23 protein-coding genes are annotated in these 26,161 nt (G+C 63.7%); 15 read left to right on the top strand and 8 right to left on the bottom strand.

Translation table 11 applies throughout. The annotated features are described in order from the left end of the window. Nucleotides 1-180: 180 nt before the first annotated feature. The 6 genes from NWI01_RS14960 (at nucleotide 181) to infB (ending at nucleotide 7,788) form a co-directional block, all read left to right on the top strand. Nucleotides 181-600 (top strand): helix-turn-helix domain-containing protein, encoded by a 420-nt coding sequence (locus NWI01_RS14960; RefSeq protein WP_141384779.1) that lies wholly within the window; start codon nucleotides 181-183, stop codon nucleotides 598-600. Nucleotides 601-621: 21 nt separating this feature from the next. Further along, entirely contained in the window at nucleotides 622-1,395 is a 774-nt protein-coding gene (locus NWI01_RS14955; protein WP_141384778.1) for a tRNA (guanine(46)-N(7))-methyltransferase TrmB, read from the top strand. A 395-nt stretch (nucleotides 1,396-1,790) separates the two neighbouring features. Next, nucleotides 1,791-2,573 carry a ribosome maturation factor RimP gene (gene rimP, locus NWI01_RS14950; protein WP_141384777.1) on the top strand — a complete coding sequence of 261 codons (783 nt, stop codon included), beginning with the start codon at nucleotides 1,791-1,793 and terminating at the stop codon, nucleotides 2,571-2,573. Between the two features lie 3 nt (nucleotides 2,574-2,576). Then, nucleotides 2,577-4,193: a transcription termination factor NusA gene (nusA, locus tag NWI01_RS14945; protein ID WP_141384776.1), complete on the top strand. Its 1,617-nt coding sequence runs from the start codon at nucleotides 2,577-2,579 to the stop codon at nucleotides 4,191-4,193. 248 nt (nucleotides 4,194-4,441) lie between these two features. After that, nucleotides 4,442-5,107, top strand: coding sequence for an RNA-binding protein (locus tag NWI01_RS14940; RefSeq protein ID WP_141384797.1), 666 nt, complete (start codon nucleotides 4,442-4,444; stop codon nucleotides 5,105-5,107). Nucleotides 5,108-5,175: 68 nt separating this feature from the next. After that, on the top strand, nucleotides 5,176-7,788 hold the full coding sequence (gene infB, locus NWI01_RS14935) for a translation initiation factor IF-2 (protein WP_141384775.1): 2,613 nt from the start codon (nucleotides 5,176-5,178) through the stop codon (nucleotides 7,786-7,788). A gap of 83 nt (nucleotides 7,789-7,871) precedes the next feature. Here the strand turns inward: infB and NWI01_RS19740 are convergent, their stop codons facing one another. Further along, nucleotides 7,872-8,054, bottom strand: a complete 183-nt coding sequence (locus tag NWI01_RS19740; protein WP_244613796.1) for a hypothetical protein — start codon at nucleotides 8,052-8,054, stop codon at nucleotides 7,872-7,874. Between NWI01_RS19740 and rbfA the strand changes: the two genes are divergently transcribed. From rbfA to pnp, 4 genes are all read left to right on the top strand, one after another. Beyond that, the gene (rbfA, locus tag NWI01_RS14930) at nucleotides 7,992-8,354 is read left to right on the top strand and encodes a 30S ribosome-binding factor RbfA (RefSeq protein ID WP_244613795.1); all 363 of its coding nucleotides are present in this window, start codon (nucleotides 7,992-7,994) and stop codon (nucleotides 8,352-8,354) included. The two genes, NWI01_RS19740 and rbfA, sit on opposite strands and share 63 nt — an antisense overlap. A 6-nt stretch (nucleotides 8,355-8,360) precedes the next feature. Further along, nucleotides 8,361-9,437, top strand: a complete 1,077-nt coding sequence (truB, locus tag NWI01_RS14925; protein WP_141384773.1) for a tRNA pseudouridine(55) synthase TruB — start codon at nucleotides 8,361-8,363, stop codon at nucleotides 9,435-9,437. Between the two features lie 6 nt (nucleotides 9,438-9,443). Continuing rightward, nucleotides 9,444-9,713 carry a 30S ribosomal protein S15 gene (gene rpsO / locus NWI01_RS14920; protein ID WP_141384772.1) on the top strand — a complete coding sequence of 90 codons (270 nt, stop codon included), beginning with the start codon at nucleotides 9,444-9,446 and terminating at the stop codon, nucleotides 9,711-9,713. Nucleotides 9,714-10,060: 347 nt separating this feature from the next. Further along, nucleotides 10,061-12,217, top strand: a complete 2,157-nt coding sequence (gene pnp, locus NWI01_RS14915; RefSeq protein ID WP_141384771.1) for a polyribonucleotide nucleotidyltransferase — start codon at nucleotides 10,061-10,063, stop codon at nucleotides 12,215-12,217. Between the two features lie 225 nt (nucleotides 12,218-12,442). Here pnp and NWI01_RS14910 read toward each other — a convergent pair whose 3' ends face one another. Beyond that, nucleotides 12,443-13,357, bottom strand: coding sequence for a LysR substrate-binding domain-containing protein (locus NWI01_RS14910; RefSeq protein WP_141384770.1), 915 nt, complete (start codon nucleotides 13,355-13,357; stop codon nucleotides 12,443-12,445). A 257-nt stretch (nucleotides 13,358-13,614) separates the two neighbouring features. Between NWI01_RS14910 and katG the strand changes: the two genes are divergently transcribed. Together katG and NWI01_RS14900 are read left to right on the top strand one after the other, a co-directional pair. Continuing rightward, on the top strand, nucleotides 13,615-15,804 hold the full coding sequence (gene katG, locus NWI01_RS14905) for a catalase/peroxidase HPI (RefSeq protein ID WP_141384769.1): 2,190 nt from the start codon (nucleotides 13,615-13,617) through the stop codon (nucleotides 15,802-15,804). Between the two features lie 118 nt (nucleotides 15,805-15,922). Next, complete coding sequence (locus NWI01_RS14900; protein WP_141384768.1) at nucleotides 15,923-16,519, top strand: glutathione S-transferase family protein; 597 nt, start codon at nucleotides 15,923-15,925, stop codon at nucleotides 16,517-16,519. Between the two features lie 178 nt (nucleotides 16,520-16,697). Here the strand turns inward: NWI01_RS14900 and fabI are convergent, their stop codons facing one another. From fabI to fabA, 3 genes are all read right to left on the bottom strand, one after another. After that, nucleotides 16,698-17,531, bottom strand: coding sequence for an enoyl-ACP reductase FabI (gene fabI, locus NWI01_RS14895; RefSeq protein WP_141384767.1), 834 nt, complete (start codon nucleotides 17,529-17,531; stop codon nucleotides 16,698-16,700). Between the two features lie 172 nt (nucleotides 17,532-17,703). After that, nucleotides 17,704-18,927 (bottom strand): beta-ketoacyl-ACP synthase I, encoded by a 1,224-nt coding sequence (gene fabB / locus NWI01_RS14890; RefSeq protein WP_141384766.1) that lies wholly within the window; start codon nucleotides 18,925-18,927, stop codon nucleotides 17,704-17,706. 84 nt (nucleotides 18,928-19,011) lie between these two features. Then, the gene (fabA, locus tag NWI01_RS14885; protein ID WP_141384765.1) at nucleotides 19,012-19,536 is read right to left on the bottom strand and encodes a bifunctional 3-hydroxydecanoyl-ACP dehydratase/trans-2-decenoyl-ACP isomerase; all 525 of its coding nucleotides are present in this window, start codon (nucleotides 19,534-19,536) and stop codon (nucleotides 19,012-19,014) included. A 466-nt stretch (nucleotides 19,537-20,002) separates the two neighbouring features. Here fabA and irrA point away from each other — a divergent pair, with 466 nt between their 5' ends. After that, entirely contained in the window at nucleotides 20,003-20,509 is a 507-nt protein-coding gene (gene irrA, locus NWI01_RS14880) for an iron response transcriptional regulator IrrA (RefSeq protein WP_141384764.1), read from the top strand. Nucleotides 20,510-20,746: 237 nt separating this feature from the next. On the opposite strand, the gene NWI01_RS14875 is transcribed toward irrA, so the two are convergent. Then, nucleotides 20,747-21,277 (bottom strand): SH3 domain-containing protein, encoded by a 531-nt coding sequence (locus NWI01_RS14875; RefSeq protein ID WP_141384763.1) that lies wholly within the window; start codon nucleotides 21,275-21,277, stop codon nucleotides 20,747-20,749. A gap of 354 nt (nucleotides 21,278-21,631) precedes the next feature. On the opposite strand from NWI01_RS14875, the gene NWI01_RS14870 reads away from it, so the two are divergent. Beyond that, nucleotides 21,632-22,633 carry a 2-hydroxyacid dehydrogenase gene (locus tag NWI01_RS14870; protein ID WP_141384762.1) on the top strand — a complete coding sequence of 334 codons (1,002 nt, stop codon included), beginning with the start codon at nucleotides 21,632-21,634 and terminating at the stop codon, nucleotides 22,631-22,633. A 224-nt stretch (nucleotides 22,634-22,857) separates the two neighbouring features. On the opposite strand, the gene NWI01_RS14865 is transcribed toward NWI01_RS14870, so the two are convergent. Then, nucleotides 22,858-23,658, bottom strand: coding sequence for a HesA/MoeB/ThiF family protein (locus NWI01_RS14865; protein ID WP_141384796.1), 801 nt, complete (start codon nucleotides 23,656-23,658; stop codon nucleotides 22,858-22,860). 119 nt (nucleotides 23,659-23,777) lie between these two features. Between NWI01_RS14865 and NWI01_RS14860 the strand changes: the two genes are divergently transcribed. Beyond that, complete coding sequence (locus NWI01_RS14860) at nucleotides 23,778-25,118, top strand: serine protease (RefSeq protein WP_141384761.1); 1,341 nt, start codon at nucleotides 23,778-23,780, stop codon at nucleotides 25,116-25,118. 132 nt (nucleotides 25,119-25,250) lie between these two features. On the opposite strand, the gene mutM is transcribed toward NWI01_RS14860, so the two are convergent. Further along, the gene (mutM, locus tag NWI01_RS14855; RefSeq protein WP_141384760.1) at nucleotides 25,251-26,132 is read right to left on the bottom strand and encodes a bifunctional DNA-formamidopyrimidine glycosylase/DNA-(apurinic or apyrimidinic site) lyase; all 882 of its coding nucleotides are present in this window, start codon (nucleotides 26,130-26,132) and stop codon (nucleotides 25,251-25,253) included. Nucleotides 26,133-26,161: the final 29 nt, after the last annotated feature.

Genomic DNA, 26,161 nt, shown 5'->3' with positions numbered 1-26,161 from the left:
GTTCACGGCAGCGCTTCGTTCACACGATCGATATAATTCGTGTAACAACTTACCCGGCTGGTATAATGCAGCCGACTGATTAAATTAAGAATTGTTCTCAAGTGGTTGAGTCGTGTTTGACGATAATGGTTCGGCAAGCGTATCCACGGATCGCGGCCCCCTTCCGAGGAGACCTAGCAGATGTCTACCAAGGCGCCCAATCCTGTTGACAAGCATGTCGGCAGCCGTGTGCGCATGCGCCGCATCATGCTCGGTATGAGCCAGGAGAAACTCGGGGAAGCTCTCGGCCTGACATTCCAGCAGGTGCAGAAGTATGAAAAGGGGACCAACCGGGTCGGCGCCAGTCGCATCCAGCAGATCTCCGAAATCCTTCAGGTTCCGGTCTCGTTCCTGTTCGAGGGCAGTCCCGTCACGAGCGTCGCCAGGGCCGAGGGTCTGAGCGAGGCGCCTTCGCCCGCCTATGTTTCGGATTTCCTCGCGACCTCCGAAGGTCTCGCGCTGACCCGCGCATTCACCCGGATCACGGACGCAAAGCTCCGTCGCAGCATCGTCGACATGGTCGAACAGATCGCGGCGAGGGAGCCGTCCGACCAGCGCTAGCCGCCTCAACCCTTGTTTGCGATGACGGCTATGGTTTCCAACCATCAGAATTCTCATCCCTCATGCGATGAGCCAGCCTCGCTCGTCCGCACGGGAAGCCGCGACCGCCCGCAAGGCTCGTTCTTTGGGCGCCGCAAGGGGCACAGGCTGCGGCCGCACCAGAACGATCTGATCGCGCATCTGCTGCCGCGCCTCGGTTTCGATCCTGCCGGGATTGGACCGTCGGGCCCTGCCGCGCTGTTCGACCCGCCGGTTGATGAGACGCGCATCGAGATCGGTTTCGGCGGCGGCGAGCATCTTGTCGCCGAAGCGCTGGCGTTTCCCCGCACCGGCTTCATCGGCTGCGAGCCCTACGTCAACGGCATGGCCAAGATCCTCGTGCAGATCGAGACTCACGCTATCCGCAATATCCGCCTGTTCGCCGGCGATGCGTCGCAGCTGCTGGCATGTCTGCCGCAAGCCTCGCTGGCGCGGATCGATCTCATCCATCCCGATCCGTGGCCCAAGCGCCGCCACTGGAAACGCCGCTTCGTTCAGGACGCGACCGTTGCGGCGATGGCGCGTGTGCTTCAGCCGGAAGGCGAATTCCGCTTCGTCAGCGACATCGACGATTACTGCGCATGGACGCTGACGCATCTGGCGCGGTCACCGGACTTCCTCTGGCTCGCTGAACGTACAGCCGACTGGCAGGATCCGTGGCCCGGTTACACCATGACGCGCTACGGCCGCAAAGCGATGCGCGAGGGCCGACGCGCGGCGTATCTGCGGTTCCGACGCGAACGCACCACCGCATGAGGCGGGAGCTATAGCGTTTTCGAGCGAAGCATGTCCTGGGGCTTGAGCCCTAAGGATGGATGATCGGTTCGCGTGAAGAAAACGCGCCAAAACAACAATCCGGAGCTTTGCTTCTGATTCAATCATAAGCGACAATGCTCTGGCATCATCATTGTTCGATCGCCGGAATCGGCTTTTTGGCCTGCGCCGGCCTTGCCGAGGAGCACGAAAACAGCTATATCAGCGAAAATTTTCTCATACGATAACGTATCGAGAGTGGGCCCTTCCGGACCCGCTCTTTTTTGTTTCCTGAATGGACCTCATGCACCGAGGGACGGGTTCCTTCAGCAGCAACCGCCGATCGGGCGACAACGCGGTGGGCGCCGTCCCGCCACCATCAGGCCGATTCCTTGAATATGACCGATCCATCCGCCCAGAACCCGGACCATGAGCTGATCGACGAGCCGCGTCTGGTGGTCGAGCCCGGCGTCGCAGCTAGGGTCGCGGCCGTCGCCGCGCCGGTGCTGCAGGGCATGGGGTATCGGCTGGTCCGTATCAAAGTCTCAGGCGAAGCGGGCTGCACGGTCCAGATCATGGCCGAGCGGCCGGACGGATCGATCCAGATCGAGGACTGCGAGGCGATCTCGAAGGCGTTGTCGCCGGTGCTCGATGTCGCCGACCCGATCGACAAGGCCTATCGGCTGGAAATCTCGTCGCCCGGCATCGACCGGCCGCTGGTGCGCCGATCCGATTTCGAACGCTACGCCGGTCACCTCGCGAAGATCGAGATGGCGGTCGCCCATCGCGGCCGCAAGCGATTCCGCGGCGTCCTTCAGGGCGTCGAGGACAATACCGTGCGCCTGCATCGGGACGACATCCGGAATGATGACGACGAAAGCGAGGTCCTGCTCGTCATGGAGGATATCGCCGACGCCCGGCTGGTTCTGACGGACGAATTGATCGCGGAATCGATGCGCCGGGGCAAGATCGCGGAACGCGAGATGAAGCAGAGCCTCGGAATTCTGCCGGCTCCTCCGCCGCACGCGAAAACCGATCCGGCAAGGCGCCACACGCCGAAACCGAAACTCAAGAACGGCAAAAAAGCTCCCGGGAAAAACCCGCCGAACAACACCAAGGAACATCGCCTGGCCGCGGAACGCCTGCGGCGCGGTGACATCGATCCCATCGAAGGAGAATAAGTCATGGCCGCCGTCAGCGCCAATAAGCTCGAACTGCTGCAGATCGCAGACGCGGTGGCGCGCGAAAAGACCATCGACCGCGGCATCGTGATCGCCGCGATGGAGGACGCCATCGCGAAGGCGGCGCGGGCGCGGTATGGCAGCGAGACTGATGTTCATGCGGAGATTCACCCGAAGACCGGACAGCTCCAGCTCACCCGCCACATGCTGGTGGTCGAACAGGTCGAGAATGCCGCGAACCAGATCTCGCTGAAGGACGCCCAGCGAGCCAATCCCGGCGCACAGATCGGCGACACCATCGCCGATACGCTGCCGCCGCTGGAATATGGCCGCATCTCCGCGCAGTCCGCCAAACAGGTGATCGTGCAGAAGGTGCGCGAGGCCGAACGCGACCGGCAATATCAGGAGTTCAAGGATCGCATCGGCGATATCGTCAACGGCATCGTCAAGCGTGTCGAATACGGCAGCGTGATCGTCGACCTCGGCCGCGGCGAAGCCGTCATTCGCCGCGACGAGATGCTGCCGCGCGAAGTATTCCGCAACGGCGACCGCGTCCGGGCCTATATCTTCGACGTGCGCCGTGAAACCCGCGGCCCGCAGATCTTCCTGTCGCGCACTCATCCGCAGTTCATGGTGAAGCTGTTCACGCAGGAAGTGCCGGAAATCTACGACGGTATTGTCGAGATCAAGGCGGTGGCGCGCGACCCCGGTTCCCGCGCCAAGATCGGCGTGGTGTCGCGTGATTCCTCGGTCGACCCGGTCGGCGCCTGCGTCGGCATGCGCGGCTCGCGTGTTCAGGCGGTCGTCAACGAGTTGCAGGGCGAAAAGATCGACATCATCCCGTGGTCGCCGGATATCGCGACCTTCGTCGTCAACGCGCTTGCGCCGGCGGAGGTCGCGAAAGTCGTGATCGACGAAGACCGCGAGCGGATCGAGGTCGTGGTCCCCGATACCAACAACCAGTTGTCGCTCGCGATCGGACGGCGCGGACAGAACGTGCGGCTTGCCTCGCAACTGACAGGCTGGGATATCGACATCCTGACCGAGCAGGAGGAATCGGAGCGACGCCAGGCGGACTTCGAGAATGCGACCCGCATGTTCATGGAAGCGCTCAACGTCGACGAGGTCGTGGGCCAGTTGCTGGCGTCGGAAGGGTTCACCTCAGTTGAAGAGCTGACGCTGGTCGACACGCGGGAAATCGCCGGCATCGAGGGTTTTGACGATGAAACCGCGACCGAATTGCAGAACCGGGCCCGAGAGTATCTGGAGCAGCTCGAAGCCGAACTGGAAAACAGACGCAAGGAGCTTGGCGTGGATGATGCGCTGAAGACCGTACCCGGCGTGACCTCGAAGATGCTGGTGAAGCTCGGCGAGAACGACGTCAGGACCATCGAGGATCTGGCCGGCTGCGCCACCGACGATCTGGTCGGCTGGACCGAACGCAAGGAGGGCGAGGCGGTCAAGCACGCGGGTTATTTCGACGGCATCGAGATTTCGCGGGAGGACGCCGAGGCCATCATCATGCAGGCTCGCCTGAGTGCCGGCTGGATCAGCGAGGCCGACCTCGCGAAACCGGCGGAGGCTGAGGATGTCGCTGCTGAAGATCAGCCGGCCGAATGAAGCGAACGCCTTAGAGCCCTGTCGCTTCTGACGGAATCAGAAGCGAGGCTCTCAGATTTTGATTTGACGCGCTTTCTTCACGCGAACCGGTGTCCGCTTCGCTTGAAAACGCTCTAGAGCGGGATGAGCAAAAGTGTGGTGCGGTTTTCCGCCCGCATCCCGCGTCTCAAAATATTGGAATCGATCACGTTTATGGTTTTGGATCGATCCGATCCAAAACCATCGTGATCTGGGAGAAAGCTGAGGACATGCTCGCGATCGCCGACCCGGCAGATCTGGATCAGGGGCCGCGGACCAACAGGTCCGCGACGACCCGGATGTGCGCGGTCACCCGACAGGTGCGCCCGATCGGCGAATTGATCCGGTTCGTGGTATCACCCTCGGGCGAGGTAATCGCGGACCTGAAGCGCAAGCTGCCCGGCCGGGGCTTGTGGATTTCGGCCTCGCACGCCGCTGTTGCGGAGGCGGTCCGCCGTAACCAGTTCAGCAGGGGCTTCAAGCGGGACGTCCGCGTGCCGGCCTCGCTGGCTGAGGACACCCGGCAATTGATGGTCCGCAGCGCAATGGACGCGCTGGCCATGGCCGCCAAGGCCGGTCAGGTCGTCGCGGGATTTGCGAAGGTGGAGGACGCGCTGCTTCGTCGTCAGGCGGTTGCCCTGCTCCACGCCGCGGACGGCGCGGCCGACGGAATCCGGAAACTGGACGCCGCCGTCAGGAAAATAGCGGCCGGGTCCGGGGGAGCGCGGGAAATCCCGGTTGTCACCGCCCTGAACTCGGCAGAATTGGATTTGGCACTTGGCAGGGCAAATGTGATACATGCTGCCCTGCTCGCAGGTCCGGCGGGCAGGACTTTCCAGCAGCGCAGCCAGACACTGGTTCGATACCAGGATGGCGGGCAGCGGCAGGACAGCTGAATACGGCAAGAATTCTAACGACACGACCCGTGCGAACGCGTACGGCGCAACAAGATTGGGACTGCTGAATGGTTGATGCGAAAAATCCTGGCGACAAGACTCTGAGCGTCAGCCCGACCAAGACCTTGACGCTCAAGCCACGCGTCGAGCAGGGCACCGTGCGCCAGAGCTTCAGCCACGGCCGTACCAAGCAGGTGGTGGTGGAAAAACGCGGCAAGCGTCGAATCGGCGGCGACTCCCCGGGCCCGGAACCGGCTGGAACCTCGGAGCAGGCCAGTGTCAGGACGCCGGCCGCCAAGGCTCCGCCGGCTCGCGCGGCGACACCCGCCGCTCCACGCGCGGGTTCGGGCGTCGTGCTGCGGAAGCTCACCGAGGACGAGCGCAGCGCGCGCGCAAGCGCGTTGGCCGAGGCCAAGGTGCGCGCCGAGGAGGAGCGCCGGATTGCGGAAGCCGAAGCCGCCCGCCGCAACAGCAAGGAAGGCATCGAGCAGGCCGAGCGCGAGGCCGCCGAGGCCCGCCGCAAGGCCGAGGAAGAGCGTCACCGCCAGGAAGAAGAGGCCAAGCGTAAGGCCGAGATCGAAGCCAAGCGCCGCTTCGGACAAACCGAGTCCAAGCCCGCGCCGGCCAAGACCACGACCACCACCACGCGCGCGGCCCCTCCAGCGCGGCCGGCCGCTGTGGCCGCCGACGGCAGCGACGAGGACGAGGCTCCGCGCCTGGTGCGCCGTCCCGGCGGCCCCGCGCGTCCCGTGGTTGCCCCGAAGCCGGCCGCCAAGCCGGCGCCCGCCAAGCAGCGCGGCCGCCTGACGCTGGTGACGGCGCTCAGCGCCGACGACGTGCGCGAGCGATCGATCGCCTCGTTCCGCCGCCGCACCCAGCGCCTGAAGGGTCATGCCTCGAACGAGCCGAAGGAAAAGCTGGTTCGAGAGGTCGTGGTGCCGGAAGCGATCACCATCCAGGAACTCGCCAACCGCATGGCCGAGCGCGCGGTGGACGTGATCCGGATGCTGATGAAGCAGGGCGCGATGCACAAGATCACCGACGTGATCGACGCCGACACCGCGCAGCTCATCGCTGAAGAACTGGGCCATACCGTCAAGCGCGTCGCCGCAAGCGACGTCGAGGAAGGCCTGTTCGATGTGGCCGACAACTCGACCGATATCGAGCCCCGCTCGCCGGTCGTGACCGTGATGGGCCACGTCGACCACGGCAAGACCTCGCTGCTCGATTCTCTGCGACACGCCAACGTGGTGTCGGGCGAAGCCGGCGGCATCACCCAGCACATCGGCGCCTATCAGGTCACCTCGCCGGACGGCAAGAAGATCACCTTCATCGACACGCCGGGCCATGCCGCGTTCACCGCAATGCGCGCCCGCGGCGCCAAGGTGACGGATGTTGTCATTCTGGTCGTCGCCGCCGATGACGGCGTCATGCCGCAGACCATCGAGGCCATCAATCACGCCAAGGCCGCCAAGGTCCCGATGATCATCGCGATCAACAAGATCGACAAGCCCGACGCGAAGCCGGAGCGCGTGCGCACCGAACTGCTGCAGCACGAGGTGCAGGTCGAATCGATGGGCGGCCAGGTGGTCGACGTCGAGGTCTCCGCCAAGAACAAGACCAACCTCGACAAGCTGCTGGAAATGATCTCCCTGCAGGCCGACCTGCTCGACCTCAAGACCAATGCCTCGCGGCCCGCCGAAGGCACCGTGATCGAGGCCAAGCTGGATCGCGGCCGCGGGCCCGTCGCCACCGTGCTGGTCCAGCGCGGCACGCTGCGGGTCGGTGACATCATCGTGGCCGGCGCCGAGATGGGACGCGTCCGGGCGCTGATTTCGGATCAGGGCGAAACCGTCAACGAGGCCGGCCCGTCGGTGCCGGTCGAGGTGCTGGGCTTCAACGGACCGCCGGAGGCCGGCGACCGGCTTGCCGTGGTCGAGAACGAGGCCCGCGCCCGCCAGGTCACAAGCTATCGCGCCCACCAGAAGCGCGAGAACGCCGCGGCGAGCGCCTCCGGCATGCGCGGATCGCTCGAGCAGATGATGTCGCAGCTCAAGACGGCGGGCCGCAAGGATTTCCCGCTGATCATCAAGGCTGACGTCCAGGGCTCGCTGGAAGCCATCCTCGGCTCCCTGGAGAAGCTCGGCACCGACGAAGTGGCCGCGCGCATCCTTCATGCGGGCGTCGGCGGCATCAGCGAATCCGACGTCACGCTGGCTGAAGGTTTCAACGCCGCGATCATCGGCTTCAGCGTTCGCGCCAACAAGGAGGCCGCGGCTGCGGCCAAGCGCAACGGCATCGAGATCCGCTACTACAACATCATCTATGACCTCGTGGACGACGTAAAGAAGGCGATGAGCGGATTGCTCGCGCCGACGCTGCGCGAAACCATGCTGGGCAACGCCGAGATTCTGGAGGTGTTCAACATTTCCAAGGTCGGCAAGGTGGCCGGTTGCCGCGTGACCGACGGCAATGTGGAACGCGGCGCCCATGTCCGCCTGATCCGCGACAACGTCGTGGTGCACGAAGGCAAGCTGTCGACGCTGAAGCGTTTCAAGGACGAGGTGAAGGAAGTCCAGTCGGGACAGGAGTGCGGCATGGCGTTCGAGAGTTACGGCGACATGCGCGTCGGCGACGTTATCGAGTGCTACCGCGTGGAGACCATCCAGCGCTCGCTGTGAGTCCAAATCTCACAAGAGCGTCGGATCAACTCGAATGCGACGTCATGCCCGGCTTCGTCCGGGCATGCGCGTCTTGAGAAACTCTACAGGAAGAAAAAGACGTGGATGTCCGGGACAGGCCCGGCCATGACGAGTGTTTTCGAAGGACGTTCATGCCGCGTCGTCACCAGCCAGAGAAACATCCCGGCGGCTCGCACCGCCAGTTGCGCGTCGCGGAAACCGTGCGTCACGCGATCGCGGATATCCTGGCACAGGGTCAGGTTCATGATCCCGTTCTTGAAGGACACCTTGTCACCGTGCCCGAAGTCCGCATGTCGGCCGACCTCAAGCTCGCGACAATCTACGTGATGCCGCTCGGCGGTCACGACACCGCTGACGTGATCGATGCGCTGGATCGCAACAGAAAATTCCTGCGCGGCGAAGTCGCGCGACGCGTTAACCTAAAATTTGCACCTGACATCCGCTTCCGGGTCGACGAGCGATTCGACGAAGCGGAACGTATCGAGAAGTTATTGAGAACTCCTGCGGTACAGAGAGACCTCGCACCGGATACCGACGAAAGCTGACCGATCATGACCACGCCTGACGCCGCCATCGATTCCAAAATCAGCGATTCGAACGGCGCCGACAAAAATAAATCCGCGGCCGACGATAACTTTCTCAACGCGCCGGTCCGGAAAAGACAACACAACAACCAGCCGCGCCGCGACAAGCGTGACGTCCATGGCTGGGTTGCGCTCGACAAGCCGGTCGGCATGACCTCGACCCAGGCGGTCGCGGTGGTGAAGCGGCTGTTCTCCGCCAAGCGCGCCGGCCATGCCGGGACGCTCGATCCGCTCGCCTCCGGCGGGCTCCCGATCGCGCTCGGCGAGGCCACCAAGACGGTGCCGTTCGTGATGGACGGCCGCAAGCGCTACCGCTTCACGGTGGCCTGGGGCGAGGAACGCGACACCGACGACACCGAGGGCCGCGCGGTTGTGACCAGCGCCGCGCGTCCCACGGCGGAGGCGATCATGGCGCTGCTGCCGAGCTTCACCGGCAGGATCGAGCAAATCCCCCCGCAATATTCGGCGGTGAAGATCCAGGGCGAGCGCGCCTACGATCTGGCGCGCGACGGCGAGGTCGTGCCGCTGGCGCCCCGCCCGGTCGAGATACACCATTTAAACCTTGCCGATCATCAGGATAGCGGACATTCGGTGTTCGAGGCAGAATGCGGCAAGGGGACCTATGTCCGCGCGCTCGCCCGCGACATGGGGCGGCTGCTGGGCTGCTACGGCCATATCTGCGCGCTGCGCCGGACGCTGGTCGGCCCGTTCGACGAGACGAGCATGATTCCGCTGGAACATCTGCAGGCTTTGTGCGATAGAGCCGCGTCTGGCGAGGGAAACCTCGCCGACGCGCTTTTGCCCGTTGAGACCGCGCTGGACGACATCCCGGCACTGGCCGTCACACGGGCGGATGCGGCAAGGCTCCATCGGGGCCAGGCCGTTTTGTTGCGCGGACGGGATGCGCCCAATATGAGCGGCACAGTCTATGTCACGGTGGCGGGCCGGCTTCTGGCCCTCGCCGAGCTTGGCAATGGCGAACTCATCCCCAAGCGCGTGTTCAACCTCTCCGGACTGACCGCCAGTCCCAATCGCCAAGGATAGTTTACGATGTCGATTACCGCAGAACGCAAAGCGGAAGTCATCAAGACCAGCGCCAACAAGTCCGGTGATACCGGTTCGCCCGAGGTTCAGGTCGCGATCCTGTCGGAACGCATCGCCAACCTCACCGCGCACTTCAAGACTCACACCAAGGACAATCACTCGCGCCGCGGGTTGTTGAAGCTGGTGTCGACGCGGCGTTCGCTTCTTGACTACGTCAAGAAGAAGGACGAGGCGCGTTACAAGGCGCTGCTCGAAAAGCACGGCATCCGCCGCTGATCGATCGCTCACATGGCCCGGGCTGGCGGATGCGAAACGTCGTATCCACCACGCCCGGTGAATATCACCGCACCGGCGAGTTCGTGTCCGCCTGTGCGTTAGCCCAGCCGCATTCCGGCGGCTGGCGCAAATGGGCTTCGTGCCCAGCCGCGCGGGACGAAAGGCCGGAGGCCGGCGCCCGCACCCCGGAAGGGACGAACGCCATTTTCCACCTCGAGGCCATTTTCCACCTCGAGGCCATGGCAGGATCGCCGGACGCTGCGCTAACCGCCAGCGTCTCGCAATCTTGGCATGGTCTTATGGCATCTGGCGTCCGCCATTCCGGGATCCGATGAAAGAAGGATCCGATGTTCAATCAACACTCCGTTGAAATCGATTGGGGCGGACGTCCCCTCAAGCTTGAAACCGGCAAGATCGCGCGCCAGGCCGACGGCGCCGTGGTCGCCACGTACGGCGAGACCGTCGTGCTTGCCACCGTGGTCGCCGCCAAGTCGCCGCGCGAAGGCGTCGACTTCCTGCCGCTGACGGTCGACTACCAGGAAAAGACCTATGCGGCCGGCCGCATCCCCGGCGGTTACTTCAAGCGTGAAGGCCGTCCGACCGAGAAGGAGACGCTGGTCTCCCGCCTGATCGACCGACCGATCCGCCCGCTGTTCGCCGACGGCTGGCGCAACGAGACCCAGGTGATCGTGACCGTGCTGTCGCACGACATGGAAAACGATCCGGACATCCTGGCGATGGTCGCCGCCTCGGCCGCGCTGACGCTGTCCGGCGCGCCGTTCAAGGGCCCGATCGGCGCCGCCCGCGTCGGCTTCATCAATGATGAATACGTGCTCAACCCGACGCTCGACGAAATCGTCGACACCCAGCTCGATCTGGTTGTCGCCGGCACCGCGGACGCTGTGCTGATGGTCGAGTCCGAGGCCAAGGAGCTTTCGGAAGAAATCATGCTCAAGGCGGTGATGTTCGGCCACCGCCACTTCCAGCCGGTGATCGACGCGATCATCGAACTCGCCGAGAAGGCCGCCAAGGAGCCCCGCGAACTCAAGGTCATCGACGATACCGAGATCGAGAAGGAGATGCTCGGCCTGGTCGAGCAGGATCTGCGCGCGGCTTACGCCATTCCCGTCAAGCAGGACCGCTACGCCGCCGTCGGCAAGGTCAAGGAGAAGGCGCTTCTTCACTTCTTCCCGGAAGGCCAGGAGCCGAAATACGACAAGCTGCGCGTCGCCGGCGTGTTCAAGGAGCTCGAGGCCAAGATCGTTCGCTGGAACATCCTCGACACCGGCAAGCGCATCGACGGCCGCGACGTCAAGACCGTGCGCAATATCGTCGCCGAAGCCGGCGTGCTGCCGCGCGCCCACGGTTCGGCGCTGTTCACCCGCGGCGAGACCCAGGCGATGGTGGTGACCACGCTCGGCACCGGCGAGGACGAGCAGTATATCGATTCGCTGGCCGGGACGTACAAGGAGACGTTCCTCCTGCACTACAACTTCCCGCCCTATTCGGTCGGCGAGACCGGCCGCCTCGGCGGCGCCAAGCGCCGCGAGATCGGCCACGGCAAGCTGGCGTGGCGCGCAATCCGTCCGGTGCTGCCGCCGCATCACGAGTTTCCCTACACGATCCGCGTCGTCTCGGAGATCACCGAGTCGAACGGCTCGTCCTCGATGGCGTCGGTGTGCGGCGCCTCGCTGTCGCTGATGGACGCCGGCGTTCCCTTGAAGCGGCCGACCGCGGGCATCGCGATGGGACTGATCCTGGAAGGCAGCCGCTACGCCGTGCTGTCCGACATCCTCGGCGACGAGGACCATCTCGGCGACATGGACTTCAAGGTGGCCGGCACGGAAGCCGGCATCACCTCGCTGCAGATGGACATCAAGATCGCCGGCATCACCGAGGAGATCATGAAAGTCGCGCTCGGCCAGGCCAAGGACGGCCGCATCCATATTCTGGGTGAAATGTCCAAGGCGCTCGATCGCGCTCGCGCCGAACTCGGCGAACACGCGCCTCGGATCGAGACCTTCAAGATCCCGACCGAAAAGATCCGGGAAGTGATCGGCACTGGCGGCAAGGTGATCCGCGAGATCGTCGAGAAGACCGGCGCCAAGGTCAACATCGAGGACGACGGCACCGTCAAGGTCGCCTCGAGCGACGGCGAATCGATCAAGGCCGCGATCAAGTGGATCAAGTCGATCGCCTCCGATCCCGAGGTCGGCGAGATCTACGAAGGAACGGTGGTCAAGGTGATGGAGTTCGGCGCCTTTGTGAACTTCTTTGGCGCGAAGGACGGCCTCGTTCACATCAGCCAGCTCGCCGCCGGCCGCGTGCAGAAGACCTCCGACGTCGTCAAGGAAGGCGCCAAGGTCAAGGTCAAGCTGCTCGGCTTCGACGACCGCGGCAAGACCCGGCTGTCAATGAAGGTGGTCGACCAGGAAACCGGCGAGGACCTCGAAGCCAAGCAGAAAGCCGAAAGCGACGCGCCGCGGGAAGCAGCAGGCGAGTAAGTATGTAGCGTTTTCGAGCGAAGCATGTCCCCGGGCTTGACGATGGAATCCGGTTCGCGCGAAGAAACGCGTCAAAGCACAAAGCATAGAATCAGGTGCAGTCACAAAATGACCAAGGGGCGGCTTCGAGCCGCCCTTTTTTATTGTGTTCGTTTCGTTGGAGCCGCGCGTCGGCGAACGTGCTTCACCAGACGCGGCGATCTCCCTCCCTCACGAGCGGACGACTCAAGAGTGGTTCGCCGCAATACATCCCTTCACAACCTCGCCCAACGCCGCGAAATCGGCCCTGCGCGGCGACGTCTTGCGAAACGCCAGCCCGATGCAACGGCCGGGCTGCGGATCCTGAAGCCGCAGAATCTTGACGCGCTCGTCGCGCGCCTCGACATCGGCGGCGATCTGCGGGATCAGCGTCAGACCGTAGCCGCCGGCCACCATCTGCATCACCGTGGCAAGGCTGGACGCGCCGAACGTCATGCCGGTCGCGCCGGGCGATGGTCCCCGCGGAATCGTGGCGCAGAACGCGAGAGCCTGATCGCGCAGGCAGTGGCCATCCTCCAGCAGGATCAGCCGCGTTTGATCGATGTCGCGCGCCGCCACGCGGCGTCCGCGAGGCCGAGGATCGCTCGCCGGCACCGCGAGCAGGAACAGATCGTTGAACAGCTCAAGCGTATCGATATCGGGCTCGCCGAGTGGCAGCGCCAGCATGGCGGCGTCGAGCATGCCGCCCTTGACCTCCTCGACCAGCAGCCGGGTCTGCGTCTCGCGCAATTCCAGTTCGAGCTCCGGAAATTGCGACTGAAGCGCCGGCAGGATGCGCGGCAGCAGATACGGCGCGAGCGACGGAATAATGCCGAGGGTCAGGCGTCCTGTCAGAGGGCGGCCGCGATGGCGGGCGAAATCGACGAGATCGCGCGCTGAGGCCAGCACGTCCTCGGCGCGGCGGGAAATCTCGCGGCCGATTTCGGTCAGCATCACCTCGCCCGGCCGCCGTTCCACCAGCGTCACGCCAAGAAACTGTTCCAGTTCCCGGATCTGCATCGACAGCGCCGGCTGGGTGATGGCGCACGCCTCGGCTGCGCGCCCGAAATGACCGTGGCGGGCGAGCGCGGCGAGGTAGCGGAGTTGTCTGAGGGTCACCATCTTCGATCAGATATGCTTATCGCGCTATGAAGACAAATCGAATGGACCTTATCAAGGATCTCCCCCACACTTAGCTAATCCTCATGTTGCCGGAGGATCCGCGGCCTCGGCTGATCCGAACCCTATCGACGACCGACGCCGGAGCGCCGGACAGAAGCGAGCTTAGCTCCGCGTCGATCACTTCCTCGGTAATCCGCGGCTTCGGAATGGCGCTGGCGGCCGACCGGCAACGCGACAGCACAGCATCGGAGACAATCATGGACGCAAAGACGAACGATAAAAGAGCTGGCGAATGCCCGTTTGCGAGCGGTCGCGGACACAAGAATCGCGACTGGTGGCCTGAGCAGCTCGATGTTCAGGTCCTGCATCAGAAATCAAACCTGTCCAACCCGATGGGCCGGGACTTCGACTACGCCAGCGAGTTCGCAAGCCTCGACCTGAACGCTGTCATCGCCGATCTGAAAGCGCTGATGACGGATTCGCAGGACTGGTGGCCGGCCGATTTCGGCCACTACGGCGGACTGATGGTCCGCATGGCGTGGCATAGCGCGGGCACCTATCGCATCACCGACGGCCGCGGCGGCGCCGGCGGCGGCCAGCAGCGCTTCGCGCCGCTGAACTCATGGCCGGACAACGTGCTGCTCGACCGGGCGCGCCGCCTGTTGTGGCCGATCAAGCAGAAGTACGGCCGCAAGATTTCCTGGGCTGACCTTTATGTCCTCGCAGGCAATGCCGCGCTGGAATCGATGGGTTTCAAGACCTTGGGTTTCGCCGGCGGCCGTGTCGACGAATGGGAGCCGCAAGAATTGTTCTGGGGTCCGGAAGGTACCTGGCTCGGCGACGAGCGCTACAGCGGCGAACGTGAGCTGGCGGAGCCGCTCGCCGCGGTGCAGATGGGCCTGATCTACGTCAATCCGGAAGGGCCGAACGGCCAACCGGACCCGCTCGCAGCCGCCAAGGATATCCGCGAGACATTTCTCCGCATGGCGATGAATGACGAAGAAACCGTCGCGCTGATCGCGGGCGGCCATACCTTCGGCAAGACCCACGGCGCCGGCGATGCGTCGCTGGTTGGGCCGGTCCCGGACTCCGCCCCGATCGAGGATCAGGGTCTCGGCTGGAAGGGCCGGTTAGGCACGGGCAAGGGGGCTGACGCCATCGGCAGCGGCCTGGAGGTGACCTGGACCCAGACCCCGACCAGGTGGGACAACAACTTCTTCGATACGCTGTTCGGGTTCGAATGGGAGCTGACCAAGAGCCCGGCCGGCGCTCACCAATGGAGGGCGAAGGACGCCCCGGCCATCACCCCGGATCCCTTCGACCCGTCGAAGAAGCATGTGCCGACCATGCTGACCACGGATCTGTCGCTGCGCTTTGATCCCATCTACGGAGAGATATCAAAGCGCTTCCTTGAGAATCCCGACCAGTTCGCGGACGCCTTCGCCCGCGCATGGTTCAAGCTCACCCATCGCGACATGGGACCGCGCGACCGTTATCTCGGTCCCCTGGTACCGAAGGAAATACTGATCTGGCAGGATCCGATCCCGGTCGTGGACCATGAACTGATCGATGACCATGACATCGCCGACCTGAAGGCCACGATCCTCGCCTCCGGCTGCACCGTCGCGCAGCTGGTTTCGACCGCCTGGGCTTCGGCCTCCACCTTCCGCGGCTCCGACAAGCGCGGCGGCGCCAATGGGGCGCGCATCCGGCTTGCCCCCCAGAAGGATTGGGAGATCAATCAGCCGATCCAGCTGAAAGCGGTGCTGGCGAAGCTCGAAGAGATCCAGGCCGAATTCAACGGCGCGCGGACCAGCGGCAAAAAGGTCTCGCTCGCCGACCTGATCGTGCTCGGCGGATCGGCCGCGGTCGAGAAGGCGGCCAGAGACGCCGGGATCGACTTGAAGGTGCCGTTCACGCCCGGACGCATGGATGCGTCACAGGACCAGACCGACGTGGAGTCCTTCGCACCGCTGGAGCCGCGCGCGGATGGCTTCCGCAACTACATCAGCGACAGGCACCAGTTCATGGCGCCCGAGGAAGCGCTGGTGGATCGCGCGCAACTGCTGAACCTGACCGGACCGGAGATGACGCTTCTCGTCGGCGGCCTGCGCGTGCTGGGCGCCAATGCCGCAGACTCAAAGCACGGTGTCTTCACCACCCGGCCGGGCAAGCTGACGAACGACTTCTTCGTCAACCTGCTCACCATGGATACCGAGTGGCAACCGGTCGCCGGTCAAGACGGCGTTTACGAAGGCCGCGACCGCAAGACCGGCACGCTGAAGTGGACGGGCACGCGCGTCGATCTGATCTTCGGCTCGCACTCCCAGCTCCGCGCGTTCGCGGAAGTCTATGCATGCGCCGATTCCGGGGAGAAGTTCGCAAATGACTTCGCCGCCGCATGGGCCAAGGTCATGAACGCCGATCGCTTCGATCTCAAGGCCTGATCGCGACAACACACCTCAACCAAAGCCCCTGCGATTTCCCGCAGGGGCTTTTTATTATAGCGGTATGGCCATCCCCTCCTGTTTATGCGGGACCGCCTGACGAAAGGACCGCTGTTCGATGATGAAACTCTACTGGTCGCCGCGCTCGCGCTCGTTCACCGCGCTCTGGCTGATGGAGGAAAGCGGTCAACCCTATGAGCGGACTCTGATCGACATCTCCACCGGCGCGCAGAAGACACCGGAATTTCTCGCCATCAACCCGATGGGCAAGGTGCCCGCGCTGACCGACGGTGACATCGCGATCGCCGAAGCGGCGGCGATCTGCGCCTACGTCGCCGAGCGTTTCCCGGATGCGAAGCTGGCCCCGCCCCTCGGGGATGCGCGCCGGGCAAAATATCTGCAATGGCTGTTCTTCGGACCGAGCTGCATTGAACCGGCGCTGCTCCAGATCTTCGCCAAGCTCCAGGTGCCATCGAGCACGGCCGCATGGGGGGACGCCACGCAGGTGTTCGACGTGCTCGACAAGGCCGTGGAAAAGGGGCCGTGGATTCTCGGCGACGACTTCTCCGCCGCCGACATCGTGATCGGCTCCGGACTGAACTTTGCGATCCGCCAGTTCAAGATGGTGCCGCCGCGGCCAGCTTTCGATCGCTACATCGACCGTTGCGTGGCGCGGCCGGCGTTTCAACGCGCGGAGAAAATCGCGGCAGGCTGATACAGCCTCACCGCGGAAGAGGACGACTGCCGCGCGCTGCTTCTATAGCGTTTTCGAGCGAAGCATGTCCTCGGGCTTGAGCCCTAAGGATGGAATCCGGTTCGCGTGAAGAAAACCCGTCAAATGAAAAAGATAAAGTCTTTCACCGTCTCCACGGAACGGTGAAAGACTCCAGGACCTACTTCGCCGCGTCGTTCGGCGCGCCGTTGCTCATGCCTTCGCTGCGCAACGCGTCGGGCTGCGGCATCGCGATGATGTTGTAGCCGGAATCGACGAAGTGAATCTCGCCGGTGACTCCGCCGGACAGATCCGACAATAAATAAAGCCCGGCGCCGCCGAGTTCGTCGAGACTGACGCCGCGTCCCCGCGGCGAATGTTTCTGCTGGAACGCGAACATGAAGCGCGCATCGCCGATGCCGGCGCCGGCCAGCGTGCGGATCGGGCCGGCCGAAATGGCATTGACGCGAATGTTCCGCGCGCCGAAATCGACTGCCAGATAGCGCACCGATGCTTCCAGCCCCGCCTTAGCCACGCCCATCACATTGTAGTTCGGCATCGCGCGGTCGCCGCCATTATAGGTCAGCGTGAGCATGCTGCCGCCATCCGCCATCAGGGCGGCGGCGCGCTTGGCCGCCTCGGTGAAGGCGAAGCACGAGATCAGCATGGTGCGCGCGAAATTCTCGCGCGTCGTGTCGGCATAACGGCCGTTGAGTTCGCTCTTGTCGGAGAACGCGATGGCATGGACCAGGAAATCCATCTTGCCCCAGGCCTTGCCGATATCGGCGAACACCTTGTCGACAGAAGCGATGTCCTCGACGTCGCACGGCAGCACCATTTTGCTGCCAACCGATTCGGCGAGCGGCCGCACCCGCTTGGCCAGCGCCTCGCCCTGATAGGTGAAGGCCAACTCCGCGCCGTGGGCGGCCAGCGTCTTGGCGATGCCCCAGGTGATCGAGTGGTCGTTGGCGACGCCCATGATCAGGCCGCGCTTGCCTTGCATCAGGTGTGTCATGTGGAAACTCCGTCATGCCCGGCCCCGTGCCGGGCATCCACGCCTTGACGACGTGGACAGGTTGGAAGGTTGGGATGGCCTAGTGATCCGCGCAAAACACGCTTCGCGCCTAGCCCGGTCCTGACAAATGGGTACTGTGACCGCCGCCGGTCTTGCGAGCAGCCGCTACAAATCAGGCATCCAGTCGTTTGAAAACCAGCGTGGCATTGGTTCCGCCGAAGCCGAACGAATTCGACATCACCGTGCCAATTCTGGCGTCGTCGATACGCTTACGCACGATCGGCATATCCGCGAACACCGGATCGAGTTCGGTGATGTTGGCGCTTTCGCAAATGAAGCCGTTGTTCATCATCAGAAGCGAGTAGATCGCTTCCTGTACGCCGGTCGCGCCGAGCGAATGCCCCGTCAGCGATTTGGTGGCGGAGATCGGCGGACACTTGTCGCCGACGCCGAACACCTTGCGGATCGCCTCGATCTCCGGCGGATCGCCGGCCGGCGTCGAGGTCGCGTGCGGATTGATGTAGTCGACCTTGGTTTTCACCGTCGACAGCGCCATCCTCATGCAGCGCTCGGCGCCTTCGCCCGACGGCGCGACCATGTCGTAGCCGTCCGACGTCGCGCCATAGCCGACCACTTCGCCGTAGATGCGCGCCCCGCGAGCCTTCGCGTGTTCGAGTTCTTCCAGCACCACGACGCCGGCGCCGCCGGCGATCACGAAGCCGTCGCGACTGACGTCATAGGCACGCGAGGCGGTCGCCGGCGTATCGTTGTATTTCGAGGACATCGCGCCCATGGCGTCGAACAGCACCGAGAGCGACCAGTCGAGTTCCTCGCAGCCACCGGCGAAAATGATGTCCTGCTTGCCGATCTGAATGGTCTCATAGGCATTGCCGATGCAGTGGTTGGAGGTCGCGCAGGCCGACGAGATCGAATAGTTGACGCCCTTGATCTTGAACCAGGTGGCGAGCGTCGCCGATGCGGTGGACGACATCGCCTTCGGCACCGCGAACGGGCCGACGCGCTTGGGCCCCTTGCTGCGGGTGATGTCGGCCGCTTCCACGATCGTGCGCGCGGACGGACCGCCGGAGCCCATGATGATCCCGGTACGTTCGTTGGAGATCTCGTTAGGCTCAAGACCCGAATCGCGGATCGCCTGCTCCATGGCCACGTGATTCCACGCCGCGCCCTCGGCCAGAAAGCGCATCGCGCGGCGATCGACCACGTCGGCCGGATTCAACGTCGGCGCGCCCTGCACCTGAGAGCGGAAGCCGAGTTCGGCATACTTCTCCGCGCGCGTGATGCCGGACTTGGCCTCGAAGAGACTGGACAGCACTTCCTGCGTGCTGTTTCCGATGGATGAGACGATGCCCATCCCCGTGACGACCACCCGCTTCATGATCTCCTCGCACCAAAGTCATGTTGTCTCATGAAGCGTCCTCGTCAAAAAATCGCAAGCTGAACCATCCGGCGGCCCCGGCTGTCAGGCCCCCGACTCTGCATCCTGCTTGAACAGACCGACCTTCAGGTCTTTCGCGCGGTAAATAATATCATCGTCGGCGGAAAGCCACCCGTCCGCGATCCCGAGCACCAGCTTCGAGCGCATCACCCGCTTGATGTCGACATTATATACGACCTTGCGAACGGGCGGCAGCACCTGACCGGTGAACTTCAACTCGCCGAGACCGAGCGCTCGGCCCCGGCCCGCGCCCCCGGTCCAGCCGAGAAAAAATCCGACCATCTGCCATAGCGCATCGAGCCCGAGGCAGCCGGGCATCACCGGATCGCCCTTGAAATGGCAGCCGAAGAACCAGAGGTCGGGTTTGACGTCGAGTTCGGCGCGGATCAATCCTTTTCCGAACTCCCCGCCATCCTCCGTTATTTCGGTGATACGATCGAACATCAGCATCGGCGGCAACGGCAACTGGGCGTTTCCCGGCCCGAACAGTTCCCCCCGGCCGCACGCCAGCAAACCTTCATAATCATAGCTGCTGCGCCGGTCCTGCATGCTGCGTGGCCTTTCTCTCTGTTGGGCAATGGATGATTGGAAAGGCGCACGAGACGTGGGTGCACCTCGGTCGGACACCGATCCCGGGATCCTCGCCTTCGTGGCTCTCTAACACAGGGTCGGAAGGGGGCAAAGAGCACCCGTGGCCGCGGATCGCCGGATGCAAGCCGTTGTTTCGGGGGGAGCGAGCCAACCGCGCGCGGATTCGCCGGCCGATAGCCCACCGATCGAGAGAGGCGGTTTACAGGATCGCGAGCCTCCGCCCGGATTTGCGATCCGGCTTGCGGGGTGTATGTTCATTGGCGCCGTTTGCCCGCTTCCGCGCATCACTTTGCCCCCAAGGCGGATCCGGCACCAGTTTTGAGCCATTCTAGTTGCGAAAAACTTGCATCTGAACGCCTTTGTTCCTATAGTTCGAAATAGTTGGTTCCTGTGGGGACTGTTGACGGCTGGATAAGAGCTTCGAATGCCTGGCGTGAGTACAAGCGAGAACATCGTGGTTGTGACCGAGGAGGACCGTGATATCGCGGCGATCAGTCACGGACGGCAGCCGACTTTGACGGGCTGCCCTTGGCACGACGTCAACGAAATGCTGCAATCGGTCGGGCTGCGGCCGACGCGGCAGCGCATGGCGCTGGGCTGGCTGCTGTTCGGCAAGGGCGCGCGCCACCTCACGGCGGAAATGCTTTACGAAGAAGCCACCCTCGCCAAGGTTCCGGTTTCGCTGGCCACCGTCTACAATACGCTCAATCAGTTGACCGATGCCGGATTGCTGCGTCAGGTCAGCGTCGACGGCACCAAGACGTATTTCGATACCAACGTCACCGCCCACCACCACTTTTACCTCGAAAACAATCACGAGCTGGTGGACATTCCCGATCCGCATCTGGTGCTGCAGAAGATGCCGAACGTGCCGGAAGGCTACGAGATCAGCCGCATCGATATGGTCGTGCGCCTGCGCAAGAAGCGCTGAACCGCCACACGGTCGCGTTCGCATTGCCCGGCCCTGCGCCGGGCATTTGTTTTTATGAGAGGTGCGTTTTTTCAGAAGCGCCTGGAGCGTTTCGAGCCAGGCATGTCCGCGATGGTGCCCGGGGACAAGGATCCGCGCGAAGAAGCGCGTCGAATCAAGATCATAGAGCCTCGCGCCGAATTCTGTCGGAAGCGGAAAGGCTCCCCGGCAATTCCGGCGGACAGGACCCACCGACGATCAGTTGACCTTCTCGTCGGCGTAAACGCCCCAGAGCCGCTGCTGCTCGATCCAGCCGTCGAAGCCGTCTCCCATGACATGGCACCATCCTGCGGCGCAACGCTTGACCTGCGTTACGACGCCGGCCTGCAAGCGGGCGACCACATTGCCTTGAACATCAGCGCGATCATACAACGGTGCGAAGTCGTCTTTCGCCTTCATCGTAACGACTGCGGTGCGGCGGCCTGACAGCAGCGAGTGATAGACCCAACCCTCGGCGCCCTCGGAATCCCGGATGCGGCGCCAGTTCTCGAATTCCGCGGTGATTTCGACGGGAAGGCCGGCCTTGGTATAGACCCAGGCGACGTCGTTATCCTTGGTCGGGCCCGCGCGGACGTTCACATGGTCGGACTTCAGACTCACATAGCGCGGAACCGGCAGACCGCTGGTGGACAGCGCGGAATCCTTGGCGTCGGCGGTCGTTTCGATCGCAACCGCACCCAGCGTCGCGGCTGCGAACACCATGGAAAGAGCGCGCCATTTCACCATCATCACCTGCCCCCGAGAAGCTCACCACGCCGCCAGATCCGGCCGGCCCGCCCTCCGGACCCCGTCTTGCCTTGGCACGACCTTCTGCTAGAGAGGACCAGACCCAGGATGACCGGGGCACGCCCGGGAAAATGCACGTAAGATGCGAGGAACCCGGGATACCAGGGCGACGCCGATATCAGCCAGCAGCCGCAGTTTCGACCGTGTGGGTTAACAGGGACTGAATGCTATCGCATTTTCGCCACAGGCCGTTTCCCGGATTTGGACGCACCCGGCGTAACGGCGTCACTTCGTTTCTCATCAAGGGGTTGCCGCAGCGGTCTGCGAACTTCGAAACCGGAAACTAGAGAGCACCCAATGTCGATCAAGAAGAAGCCTCTGGTTGTGATCACGCGCAAGCTGCCCGACTCGGTCGAGACCCGAATGCGCGAACTGTTCGATGCGCGACTCAATCTCGACGACCGGCCGATGACACCCGACCAGCTGATCGACGCCGTCCGTACCGCCGACATCCTGGTTACGACGGTGACAGACCATATCAACGCGGCGGTGTTGAAACAGCCGGACTGCAAGCTGAAGCTGATCGCGCAGTTCGGCAACGGCGTCGACAACATCGATGTCGTCGCGGCGCACGAGCGCGGCATCACCGTCACCAACACGCCGAACGTTCTCACCGAAGATACCGCCGACATGACCATGGCGCTGATCCTCGCGGTGCCGCGCCGTTTCATTGAGGGCGCGGCGCTGCTGACGGCGGGCGGTGACTGGCCGGGCTGGTCGCCAACCTGGATGCTGGGCCGGCGTCTTGGCGGCAAGCGGCTCGGCATCATCGGCATGGGCCGCATCGGCCAGGCCGTGGCGCGCCGGGCTCACGCCTTCGGTCTGCAGATCCACTACCATAACCGCAAGCCCGTTGCGCCGAAGATCGCCGACGAGCTCGGCGCCACCTATTGGGATTCGCTCGATCAGATGCTGGCGCGGATGGACATCATCTCGGTGAACTGTCCGCATACCCCGGCCACCTTCCATCTGCTGTCGGCGCGCCGCCTCAAGCTGATCCGCAAGGACGCCTATATCGTCAACACCGCGCGAGGCACGGTCATCGACGAGGACACGCTGACCAAGCTGATCGAAGCCGGTGAGATCGCGGGCGCCGCGCTTGACGTGTTCGAGCACGAACCGGCGGTCAACCCGAGACTGGTCCGCCTTGCCAAGGCCGGCAAGGTCGTGCTGCTGCCGCATATGGGGTCGGCCACCATCGAGGGCCGCGTCGAGATGGGCGAGAAGGTCATCATCAACATCCGCACCTTCCTCGACAACCACAAGCCGCCGGACCGCGTGCTGCCGAGCATGTTGTAACTAGAGCGTTTTCAAGCGAAGTGGATACCGGTTCGCGTGAAGAAAACGCGTCAAAACAGCAATCCAGAGCTTCGCTTCTGATTCAATCAGAAGCGATAATGCTCCATGGTCCCGGCCATCCACGCCTTGCTCAGGATTAATGATTGAGTAAGGAAGACGTGGATGCCCGGTATAAAGCCGGGCATGACGGATATGGATCAGATTCCCCGATCCTCATCTTGAGGTCAGCGACAGCCGCTTAAATCGGTGATGGTCGGATGATCGCCGTTGAGCGGATTTGACGGATCGCGCCTGTAATTCAGCGTCTCGAACCGCATTGCGCGCGCATCCACCATCAATAGGCGTCCGACCAGCCCCTCGCCGAATCCGACGATCTCGCGAATCACCTCCAACGCCGCCATCGAGCCGAGCACGCCGGCCAGCGCGCCGAGAATGCCCGCCTGCTGGCAGCTCGGCACCGTGCCCTCCGGCGGCGGTTCGGGGAACAGGCAACGGTAGGTCGGGTTGAACGCGCCGTCGGCGTTTCTCTCGTGCGCGCGGATCGTCGTCAGCGATCCGTCGAACACCCCGAGCGCGGCGGTCACCAGCGGCTTCTTCGCCAGAAAGCACGCATCCGCCACCAGATAGCGGGTGGCGAAATTATCCGAGCCCTCGGCGACGATGTCATAGTCCGCCAAAAGCGCCATCGCGTTCGACGCATCCAGCCGCATATGGTGCGCGCGGAACGCGACATGCGGGTTGAGCGCGCGGATCTTGTCCGCGGCGCTCTCGACCTTGGGACTGCCGATATCCGGCGTCGCATGAATGATCTGGCGTTGCAGGTTCGACAGCGTCACGATGTCGTCATCGATGACGCCGAGCGTCCCCACGCCAGCGGCCGCCAGATACATCAGCGCCGGCGCGCCGAGACCTCCCGCTCCGATCATCAGCACGCGCGCATTACGCAGCGCGTTCTGGCCCGGACCGCCGACCTCGCGCATCACGATGTGCCGGGAATAGCGTTCAAGTTCGTCGGCGCTCAGCATGGTCCTGCCGTTCTCTCCGTCGATCAAATGCGGCACGCAGACCACAACCCCGATGGCCGCTGTTGCCGGCCCAGCAGATGTGTTTCAATAGCGCCGTTTCAACGGAGACGAAAGCTGCCATGCGAGCGATGATCGCCGCGGCGTTGATGATCGTGGCCACCACGATGTACGCCCAGGCGCAACCCGGCGACACCATCGGACGCGCGAGAAGCAAACCGGAAGCCGCCGTCCCCCCGCCGGCGCAAACTCCGGCCGATACCGTAAGGGCGATGGCGCCAGCGGCGCGGCAGGCGCTTCAGTCCGACCTGGCATGGACCGGTCACTACAACGGCCTCATCAATGGCGAGGTCGGCGACCGGCTGATTGCTGCGATCAAGGCATTTCAGAAGGACCAGGCCGGCAAGCAGACCGGCGTGCTCAACCCGCAGGAACGCGACGTTCTCACTGCTGCCGCGCGGAAGGCGCGGGTGAATGTCGGCTGGAAGATCACGACCGACGCGGCGACCGGCGTCCGGCTGGGCCTGCCCATGAGGCTGACGCCGCAGCAATCGAGCGCAGGCGACGGCACGACATGGAGTTCCTCCACCGGCACCATCCAGATCAGCGTGACCCGCCGCAAGGAAGCCGGCCTCACAACCGCCAGGCTTGCCGATCACGAACGCAGGCAACCCCCCGGCCGCAAGGTTACCTACAGCGCCGTCAAACCGGATGTCTTCGTGCTGTCGGGCACACAGGGCCTGAAGAAATTCTACATGCGCGGCCAGCTCCGCGACAGCGAAGCCCGCATCCTGACCATTCTCTACGATCAGGCCACCGAAGGCGTCATGGAGCCCGTGGTGATCGCGATGTCGAGCGCATTCGATCCGTTTCCGACGAACGGTCCGCCGCCGCGCAAGCTCGTGGAATATGCAAGCGGGGTGATCGTGAGCAAAGACGGCACGATCCTGACCGGTCACGACGCCACCGACGGATGCCGGTCGATCGTCGTCACGGGCCATGGCTACGCCGACAGGATCGCCAGCGACAAGGATCACGGCCTCGCGCTGCTGCGCGTCTACGGCGCGCACGGGTTGCAGCCGATCGCGCTCGGCCCCGATGCCAAAGGCGGCGTCGATCTGGTCGGCATCACCGATCCGCAAAACCAGGGCGGCGGCTCGGCCGTCAGTCGCGTCAAGGCCTCGGTGGCGCAGGGCGGCGGCGGCGAATCGATGCTGACGCCGGCGCCCGCATCAGGCTTTTCCGGCGCGGCGGCGCTCGATGCAAACGGACAGCTCGCAGGACTTGCGCTCCTGAAGCCTGCGGACATCGCCGGCCTTTCGGGTGCGGCGCCTTCCGCGCAGGCCATGCTGGCTCCAGCGGAAGCCCTGCGCGCTTTTCTGAAAGCCAACGATGTGGATCCGTTCGATGGATCGTTTGATGCGGAGGCCACCGTGGTTCGCGTCATCTGCGTGCGGAGATAAACCGGCTCGCTATAGCGTTTTCCGGCTAAGTGGAATCCGGTTAGCCGTAAGAAAACACGTTCAATCAAAAACTTGCGCGTATTCTGATCGCAAAACCGGTATCCACTTTTGCGGAATACGCGCTAAGCCGGTTTACGTCTGGCAGACCGGACACCAGAACGTCGAGCGTCCGTTCTGGGTGAATCGCTTCACGGTGCCTTTGCATGCCGGCGTCCGGCATTTGTCGCCCTCGCGGTCATAGACCCGAAACGAGTGCTGGAAGTAGCCGAGTTCGCCCGTGGTCTGTCGATGATCGCGAAGCGAGGAACCTCCCGCCTCGATCGCCTGATTGAGCACGTCGCGAATGGCCGCGGCCAGTCGTTCGGCGCGCTCGGACGGCGCACCGGTTTTCAGGGCGAGCGTTGCGGCGAGACGGCGCGGCGACAACCGCGCGCGAAACAGCGCCTCGCAGACATAGATGTTGCCGAGCCCCGCGACCACGCGCTGATCGAGCAGCACGGCCTTGAGACTGGTCTTCCTGTTGCGGCAGCCGTGCGCCAGCATGGCCGCGTCGAATTCGTTGCCGAGCGGCTCAGGCCCGAGTCCTTTCAGCAGCGGCTCATCGCCAAGCGCCTCGCGGGCGACAATCTTCATGTACCCGAAACGGCGCGGATCGTTGAACACGATCTCGGCGCCGGAGGACATCGTAAAACGCACATGATCGTGGGCACGGCCCTCGTCGCGCGGATGATGGAAATCGCCTGGAGACATAACACCTGCCGCATCGATCACGCGGAACGAGCCGGACATGCCCAGATGCATCAGCAGCACATCGCCGGATGCGAGGTCCGCCAGCAGGTACTTTGCGCGCCGCCCGAGCCCGGTCACCGCCTGACCCTCCAGTCGGGCGACAAAATCGGTCTGGAACGGAAACCGCAGATCCTTGCGCCGGGTCTCGGCGCGGACGATGGTCGCGCCCTCCATCGCCGGCTGCAAGCCGCGACGCACGGTTTCGACTTCAGGCAGCTCGGGCATTGGCCTACTGCTTCAATGACTCAGCTCTT

It is taken from the genome of Nitrobacter winogradskyi (assembly GCF_006539545.1).
Taxonomy (GTDB): Bacteria; Pseudomonadota; Alphaproteobacteria; order Rhizobiales; family Xanthobacteraceae; genus Nitrobacter; species Nitrobacter winogradskyi_A.
This window is presented reverse-complemented; position numbering and strand designations above follow the sequence as displayed.

Bases quoted from the DNA above. Each gene is read 5' to 3' on its own strand.
- NWI01_RS14960 (WP_141384779.1), top strand. From the start codon at position 181: ATGTCTACCAAGGCGCCCAATCCTGTTGACAAGCATGTCGGCAGCCGT.
- NWI01_RS14955 (WP_141384778.1), top strand. From the start codon at position 622: ATGACGGCTATGGTTTCCAACCATCAGAATTCTCATCCCTCATGCGAT.
- rimP (WP_141384777.1), top strand. From the start codon at position 1,791: ATGACCGATCCATCCGCCCAGAACCCGGACCATGAGCTGATCGACGAG.
- nusA (WP_141384776.1), top strand. From the start codon at position 2,577: ATGGCCGCCGTCAGCGCCAATAAGCTCGAACTGCTGCAGATCGCAGAC.
- NWI01_RS14940 (WP_141384797.1), top strand. From the start codon at position 4,442: ATGCTCGCGATCGCCGACCCGGCAGATCTGGATCAGGGGCCGCGGACC.
- infB (WP_141384775.1), top strand. From the start codon at position 5,176: ATGGTTGATGCGAAAAATCCTGGCGACAAGACTCTGAGCGTCAGCCCG.
- NWI01_RS19740 (WP_244613796.1), bottom strand. From the start codon at position 8,054: ATGAACCTGACCCTGTGCCAGGATATCCGCGATCGCGTGACGCACGGT.
- truB (WP_141384773.1), top strand. From the start codon at position 8,361: ATGACCACGCCTGACGCCGCCATCGATTCCAAAATCAGCGATTCGAAC.
- rpsO (WP_141384772.1), top strand. From the start codon at position 9,444: ATGTCGATTACCGCAGAACGCAAAGCGGAAGTCATCAAGACCAGCGCC.
- pnp (WP_141384771.1), top strand. From the start codon at position 10,061: ATGTTCAATCAACACTCCGTTGAAATCGATTGGGGCGGACGTCCCCTC.
- NWI01_RS14910 (WP_141384770.1), bottom strand. From the start codon at position 13,357: ATGGTGACCCTCAGACAACTCCGCTACCTCGCCGCGCTCGCCCGCCAC.
- katG (WP_141384769.1), top strand. From the start codon at position 13,615: ATGGACGCAAAGACGAACGATAAAAGAGCTGGCGAATGCCCGTTTGCG.
- NWI01_RS14900 (WP_141384768.1), top strand. From the start codon at position 15,923: ATGATGAAACTCTACTGGTCGCCGCGCTCGCGCTCGTTCACCGCGCTC.
- fabI (WP_141384767.1), bottom strand. From the start codon at position 17,531: ATGACACACCTGATGCAAGGCAAGCGCGGCCTGATCATGGGCGTCGCC.
- fabB (WP_141384766.1), bottom strand. From the start codon at position 18,927: ATGAAGCGGGTGGTCGTCACGGGGATGGGCATCGTCTCATCCATCGGA.
- fabA (WP_141384765.1), bottom strand. From the start codon at position 19,536: ATGCAGGACCGGCGCAGCAGCTATGATTATGAAGGTTTGCTGGCGTGC.
- irrA (WP_141384764.1), top strand. From the start codon at position 20,003: ATGCCTGGCGTGAGTACAAGCGAGAACATCGTGGTTGTGACCGAGGAG.
- NWI01_RS14875 (WP_141384763.1), bottom strand. From the start codon at position 21,277: ATGATGGTGAAATGGCGCGCTCTTTCCATGGTGTTCGCAGCCGCGACG.
- NWI01_RS14870 (WP_141384762.1), top strand. From the start codon at position 21,632: ATGTCGATCAAGAAGAAGCCTCTGGTTGTGATCACGCGCAAGCTGCCC.
- NWI01_RS14865 (WP_141384796.1), bottom strand. From the start codon at position 23,658: ATGCTGAGCGCCGACGAACTTGAACGCTATTCCCGGCACATCGTGATG.
- NWI01_RS14860 (WP_141384761.1), top strand. From the start codon at position 23,778: ATGCGAGCGATGATCGCCGCGGCGTTGATGATCGTGGCCACCACGATG.
- mutM (WP_141384760.1), bottom strand. From the start codon at position 26,132: ATGCCCGAGCTGCCTGAAGTCGAAACCGTGCGTCGCGGCTTGCAGCCG.